The 5,180-nt window shown below is 70.4% G+C and carries 7 protein-coding genes and 2 pseudogenes; 2 read left to right on the top strand and 7 right to left on the bottom strand.

The annotated features are described in order from the left end of the window. The 6 genes and pseudogenes from DQW85_RS27935 to infC form a co-directional block, all read right to left on the bottom strand. Positions 1–166, bottom strand: a pseudogene (locus tag DQW85_RS27935) (phenylalanine--tRNA ligase subunit alpha); the annotation flags it as partial. 163 nt (positions 167–329) lie between these two features. Further along, positions 330–1,412, bottom strand: coding sequence for a sensor histidine kinase (locus DQW85_RS27940; protein WP_113702875.1), 1,083 nt, complete (start codon positions 1,410–1,412; stop codon positions 330–332). 73 nt (positions 1,413–1,485) lie between these two features. Then, positions 1,486–2,310 carry a TrmH family RNA methyltransferase gene (locus DQW85_RS27945; RefSeq protein WP_113702876.1) on the bottom strand — a complete coding sequence of 275 codons (825 nt, stop codon included), beginning with the start codon at positions 2,308–2,310 and terminating at the stop codon, positions 1,486–1,488. Between the two features lie 136 nt (positions 2,311–2,446). Then, positions 2,447–2,830 carry a 50S ribosomal protein L20 gene (rplT, locus tag DQW85_RS27950; RefSeq protein WP_113702877.1) on the bottom strand — a complete coding sequence of 128 codons (384 nt, stop codon included), beginning with the start codon at positions 2,828–2,830 and terminating at the stop codon, positions 2,447–2,449. Positions 2,831–2,854: 24 nt separating this feature from the next. Next, complete coding sequence (gene rpmI, locus DQW85_RS27955) at positions 2,855–3,049, bottom strand: 50S ribosomal protein L35 (RefSeq protein WP_113702878.1); 195 nt, start codon at positions 3,047–3,049, stop codon at positions 2,855–2,857. A 120-nt stretch (positions 3,050–3,169) separates the two neighbouring features. Continuing rightward, on the bottom strand, positions 3,170–3,832 hold the full coding sequence (gene infC, locus DQW85_RS27960; protein ID WP_275888267.1) for a translation initiation factor IF-3: 663 nt from the start codon (positions 3,830–3,832) through the stop codon (positions 3,170–3,172). Positions 3,833–4,101: 269 nt separating this feature from the next. Between infC and DQW85_RS27965 the strand changes: the two genes are divergently transcribed. Together DQW85_RS27965 and DQW85_RS27970 are read left to right on the top strand one after the other, a co-directional pair. Further along, positions 4,102–4,359, top strand: a complete 258-nt coding sequence (locus DQW85_RS27965) for a type II toxin-antitoxin system Phd/YefM family antitoxin (RefSeq protein ID WP_113702879.1) — start codon at positions 4,102–4,104, stop codon at positions 4,357–4,359. Then, positions 4,356–4,772 carry a type II toxin-antitoxin system VapC family toxin gene (locus DQW85_RS27970; protein ID WP_113702880.1) on the top strand — a complete coding sequence of 139 codons (417 nt, stop codon included), beginning with the start codon at positions 4,356–4,358 and terminating at the stop codon, positions 4,770–4,772. Before DQW85_RS27965 ends, DQW85_RS27970 begins: the two co-directional genes overlap by 4 nt. On the opposite strand, the pseudogene DQW85_RS27975 reads toward DQW85_RS27970, so the two are convergent. Further along, positions 4,747–5,180: pseudogene (locus DQW85_RS27975) on the bottom strand (shikimate dehydrogenase); the annotation flags it as partial. The gene DQW85_RS27970 and the pseudogene DQW85_RS27975 overlap by 26 nt on opposite strands.

A 5,180-nucleotide genomic window follows, 5' to 3' on the forward strand; every position in this document is an offset into this window, starting at 1 on the left:
CGCCGACGCGCTTGCCGGCCTCGGCGCGGGCGGCCGGGGGAAGCGCGCCGATCTCGCGGTTGGCCAGGGCGATGGGCGAGCGGTCGCCGGCGTGCGCGAGCCGGGCCTGCTTGAGTGCGTCGAGGCTGCCGGCCGACTTGATCGCCTCCAGGGCGTCGGCCTCCATGCGGGACACCTCGTCGGCATGCAACGGGGTCACCTCGACGGGGTCGTAGTCAGACAAGAGTGGGCTCCGTATCCAGGGCTTGAGCGGTCAAAGTCTAACGGTGGACGCCCACCGGCCGACTCGATCTTCAAGGCTTCGGGCTCGGGCCGCGGGCTCGAGGGCGTCAGGCGAAGTCGGGCGTGCCGGTGGGCACGGTAAATCGGAACTCCGCGCCGCCCTCGGGCGCCCGCTGCACGGCGATCGTGCCGCCATGGGCCTCGACCAGGCCCTTCACGATGAACAGGCCGAGCCCGGTGCCGCCGCGCCTGCGGCTGTTGCCCCGCCAGAACTGCCGGAACACGCGCGGCGCCAGCTCGGGCTCGATGCCCTCGCCCTCGTCACGCACCGACACGGCTAATCCCCACCCGACGGACTCGATCTCGATCGTCACGGTGCCGCGCCCGTGCCGCACCGCGTTCTCCACCAGGTTACCGAGGATCTGATCGACCTTGTCCTGGTCGAGCCACATTTCGGGCAGTTCGTCACGGGTGAGGAGGCGGAAGCGATCCTCGGGCTCGCCGGACGCCACCCGCCCGGCGATGATCCGGCGGACTCTGGCGGGCACGTCGACGACCTGGCGGTGCAGCTCCAGCCGCCCCGACTCGATGCGGGAGACGTCGAGCAGCTCGGTGATCAGCCTGGTGACGCGGTCGGCGTCGTTGTTGACCGTCTCCAGCATGACGCGCTTCTGCTCGTCGGTGAAGCGGGTCCACTTGGCCAGCAGGGTCGCGGTGAAGCCCTTGACGCTGGTCAGCGGCGAGCGCAGCTCGTGGGCGACCGTGGAGACCAGGTCGGCGCGGCTGCGCTCCAGGCGGGCACGGGCTCCCCCGTCGCGCAGCGTGATCGCGACGCGTACGACGTCGCCGCAGCGGGCGGGCTCGCGTACCAGCCGGGCGGCGACGTGCAGCTCCTGGCCGGCGGGCAGGTGGAGCGGGCGCTCGGGGACCCTGCTGCGGGTGCGCAGGCCGCCCTGCGGGTCGAGCCCCTTCCACCACTCGCGGCCGTCGTGGTCGCGGAACGGGAACACCTCGTCCATGTCGCGGCCGACGGCGCGCTCCGCGCTCACCCCGGTGAGCCGGGCGGCGGCCCGGTTGACGGCGAGCACGAGACCGAACCTGTCGGTCACGATGAGGCCGTCGGGGAGATCGTCGACGGCGATCGTGCACGAGGCTGAGACCTCAGGACCACCGGTGTCTGCGCCCTGCACGACCTCGCCCCCTCCGCCTACAAGCCCGACAATAGCGGGTTTCCCGCCGACTGGGGGACTCGCCGCGACCTCCCTATGGGCCTGCCTGTGAGCCCCGGTGGAGGCGCTGCGCCCTGGCTGAGGAGTAGAGGCACACGGCGGCCGCCGTCGCCAGGTTGAGGCTCTCCGCCTGCCCGTAGATGGGCACCCGGACCACGTCGTCGGCCTCGGCGAGGACGTCGTCGGGCAGGCCCCACGCCTCGTTGCCGAAGATCCACGCGGTGGGCCCGGACAGGTCGACGTCGTCGAGCGTGCGCTCGCCCGCCCCGTCGGCCGCGAGCACCCGCAGCCCGCGCTCCCTGAGGTGGCGGACGGCCGCGCCGACCGGCGCGCCGATGACGACCGGCAGGTGGAAGAGGCTTCCGGCGCTGGCGCGCACGCACTTGCCGTTGTACGGGTCGACGGAGGCGTCGGTGAACACCACGGAATCGGCACCCGCGGCGTCGGCGGCGCGCAGGACGGTGCCCGCGTTGCCCGGGTCGCGCACGTGGGCGAGCACCGCGACCAGGCTCGGGGCGGCGGGGAGCGCCTCCTCCAGCGGCTGGTGTACGAGGCGGCAGACGGCCAGCAGGCCCTGCGGCGTGACGGTCTGGGACAGCTCGGCCATGACCTCGCCGCTGGCCCGGTGGACGGGCACGCCCTGGCCGGCGGCCTCGCCGACGAGGTCCGGGTGGCGCAGCTCGGCCTCGGCCGTGGCGAACAGCTCCAGCGTCACGCCGTCGAGCCTGAGCGCCTCGCGCACCGCCTGCGGGCCCTCGGCCAGGAACTTGTGGTCCTGCTCCCGGAAGGCGCGCTTGGTGAGCCTCCGGGCGGCCTTCACCCTCGGCGACCTGACGTTGGTCAGCTCCGTTCCCGCCATGCTCTCCCTGTCCTCGCGCGCGGACGCCGTCCCCGGCCCGTGGCCGCCGTGCGTGTATGAAAACGTGCGTATATGAAAAAGGGCCCACCCTGAGGTGGGCCCCTCGACTAGAGCCCGGCTGGGCCCCTCAAGCGCCTCAGCTCGCGGCCGGGGCGTTCACGTTCGCCGGCAGCGCCTTCTTGGCGGCCTCGACGAGCGTGGCGAAGGTCTGGCCGTCGTTGACCGCGAGGTCGGCGAGGATCTTGCGGTCGACCTCGACGCCGGCCAGGCGCAGCCCCTGGATCAGGCGGTTGTAGGTGATGCCGTTCTGGCGGGCAGCGGCATTGATGCGCTGGATCCACAGACGGCGGAACGCGCCCTTGCGGTCCTTGCGGTCCCGGTAGGCGTACGTCATCGAGTGGAGCATCTGCTCCTTGGCCTTGCGGTAGAGCCGTGACCTCTGGCCACGGTAACCGGTTGCCCGCTCGAGGACGACCTTGCGCTTCTTCTTGGCGTTGAGCGCCCGCTTCACGCGTGCCATGTTTCTTCTCCCCGGGGGTTCGCGCTACTTGGCGAGCAGCTTCTTGATCTTCTTGGTGTCGGCGTCGGAAAGGACGACCTCGTTCTTGAGACGGCGCGTCAGCGTGGACGACTTCCACTCGTTGTAGTGCGCGCGGTTGGCACGGCGACGCTTGATCTTGCCTGTGCCGGTGAGCCTGAACCGCTTCTTCGCACCGCTGTGCGTCTTCATCTTCGGCATCTGGCCGTCTCTCCTCAATTCGGTCGTGCCGGTGGCCGGGCCGGTGCTGGCCGGCCCGGTCGGCGTCTTCGTCTGGGGTGGCTCTCAGGGGTGTCGTGTAAGGCTAACCCCTGCGGCGGGTCACGCCTCCTGTGTGGAGGGCTCCTCGCTGCCACGCTGGGCCTTGGCCGCCGCCTTTTCGGCCCTGGCCTCGGCCTTCTTCTTGTGCGGACCGATCACCATGATCATGTTACGGCCGTCCTGCTTGGGCTGGGACTCGACGAAGCCGAGCTCCTGGACGTCCTCCGCCAGCCGCTGCAGCAGCCGGAAGCCGAGCTCCGGGCGCGACTGCTCGCGGCCACGGAACATGATCGTGACTTTGACCTTGTCTCCCGCCTTGAGGAACCGCACCACGTGACCCTTCTTGGTCTCGTAGTCGTGCGGGTCGATCTTCGGCCGGAGCTTGATCTCCTTGATGATCGTGTGCGCCTGATTCTTGCGCGCCTCGCGCGCCTTCATCGCGGACTCGTACTTGAACTTGCCGTAGTCCATGAGCTTGCACACGGGCGGTCGAGCCGTCGCCGCGACCTCGACGAGGTCGAGGTCGGCCTCCTGGGCGAGCTTCAGGGCGTCGTGAATGGAGACGATGCCTACCTGCTCGCCGTTCGGGCCCACGAGGCGAACCTCGGGAACTCGGATACGCTCGTTGATGCGGGGCTCAGTGCTGATGGGGCCTCCTAGGTTTGCGATCCCTACGTGCTCGTCGTGGCCGGGAGCTTCGCGCAGATGCGAAAAGCCCCGCACGTCGCGCATGCGGGGCCACTGAGCTCTTCGGCGTCGTGACCTCAAGCTCCCCGGAGTAGTCCGGCGTGATCCTGGACCCGGCCGCCTCTCGGCGACCCGGGTGGGAGGGAGACCTCCGCTTGCGCGTCCAGCAAGGCATGCCGGACCGATCAGAGAGCTACGTTACCACAACCACGAGCAATCCCCGAATCTTCCCTCCCGGACGTGACCAGCTCGGATAGGCTGTTCCACGGGAGCGAATCTAGTCTGTCTAGACAGGGAGGCCCTGGATGGCCGTATGGCAGTTGCAGGAGGCGAAGCAGCGCTTCAGCGAGGTGGTGCGCCGCGCTCACGACGAGGGCCCGCAGATCGTCACCCGGCACGGGGAGGACGTGGCGGTCGTCCTCGACATGGCAGAGTATCGGCACCTCAAGGGCGAGGAGCCCGACTTCAAGGAGTTCTTGCTTTCGGGTCCCGACCTGAGCGAGCTCGACCTCACCCGCTCCAAGGACCTCCCGCGCGAGATCGACCTCGGGGACGACTGGTGAGCTACCTGCTCGACACCAACATCGTGTCGGAGATGACCAAGCGCACCAGGAACGCCAATCTGCAGGCCTGGCTCGACACCATCCACGGTCCGGCGCTGTACCTGAGCGTGCTCGTGTTCGGCGAGATCCGCAAGGGCGTGGAGCTGCTGCGCCGGCGTGACCCGGCACAGGCGGGCGCCTACGAGTCGTGGCTCGACAGGCTCCAGCGGGAGTTCAGGACGCGCGTCCTCCCTGTCACCGCGGACGTGGCCGAGGAATGGGGACGGATGAACGCCAGGCGGCCGCTGCCCGTGGTGGATGGTCTCATCGCGGCCACCGCCAGCGCGCAGGGCTGGATCCTGGTCACGCGGAACCTCAAGGACTTCGACGGGCTCGACGTCAAGACCGTCAACCCGTTCGACTGGCCCGCCTGAGGATCTCCGCCTCGCCGGCCGCGCGCATGGCCTCCACGGGCACGTCCGCGCGGCCGGTCATGAGCTCCACCTGCCGCACCGCCTGGTGCAGCAGCATCGCGAAACCCCCCACGACCGTGCCGCCCGCCGCCCGTACCGCCGAGGCGGCCCGGGTGGGCCAGGGCGAGTAGACGACGTCGAACAGGGCGGGCGCCTCCGCCAGGAGCCCGGCGTGGGCGTCGGCCGCGCCGCCCGGGAGGGTGGAGACGACCAGGTCGACCTGGGCAAGCGCGCCGAGCTTGTCGAACGTCTCCACCGTGAGCGCCACGCCCAGCCGTTCGGCCGCCTCAAGCGTGTCACCGGCGCGGGCGGGGTCGCGGACGAGGAGCGTGGCCGCGTGCAGCCCGAGGCCGCGCAGCGCGGCGAGCG

This window comes from Nonomuraea lactucae (genome assembly GCF_003313395.1).
GTDB lineage: Bacteria > Actinomycetota > Actinomycetes > Streptosporangiales > Streptosporangiaceae > Nonomuraea > Nonomuraea lactucae.

What these genes read in the sequence shown, in the direction of transcription:
- DQW85_RS27945 (WP_113702876.1), bottom strand. Translation starts at nt 2,310, where the DNA reads ATGGCGGGAACGGAGCTGACCAACGTCAGGTCGCCGAGGGTGAAGGCC.
- DQW85_RS27965 (WP_113702879.1), top strand. Translation starts at nt 4,102, where the DNA reads ATGGCCGTATGGCAGTTGCAGGAGGCGAAGCAGCGCTTCAGCGAGGTG.
- rplT (WP_113702877.1), bottom strand. Translation starts at nt 2,830, where the DNA reads ATGGCACGCGTGAAGCGGGCGCTCAACGCCAAGAAGAAGCGCAAGGTC.
- rpmI (WP_113702878.1), bottom strand. Translation starts at nt 3,049, where the DNA reads ATGCCGAAGATGAAGACGCACAGCGGTGCGAAGAAGCGGTTCAGGCTC.